At 55.7% G+C, this 253-nt stretch carries 1 protein-coding gene; it reads left to right on the forward strand.

Going from position 1 to position 253, the window contains the following annotated elements:
• Positions 1 to 253 (forward strand): ABC transporter permease (locus tag EOB49_RS35600; protein WP_164782017.1); only part of this gene is annotated, 253 nt, incomplete at both ends.

Here is a 253-nt window from a genome sequence, read left to right on the forward strand (position 1 = left end):
CCGATTGTCCTAGTGCTCGGCATGGCTTGGATATTGGCATCGATCGGCGTCTATTTCCGTGACATGAGCCAGATCGTAACACCGCTGGTGACCGCCACTATGTTCCTCTCGCCGGTCTTCTTTCAGAGAACGTCGCTACCAACCTGGCTGCAACCTTGGCTTTCGCTCAATCCGCTCGCGATTCCCGTTGAGAGCTTCCGCGACGTGGTTCTTTTCGGTGTGCAGCCAAATTGGGCCGCCCTTGGCAATTACT

Origin of the sequence: Mesorhizobium sp. M7A.F.Ca.MR.148.00.0.0 (genome assembly GCF_003997735.1) — a bacterium.
GTDB lineage: Bacteria > Pseudomonadota > Alphaproteobacteria > Rhizobiales > Rhizobiaceae > Mesorhizobium.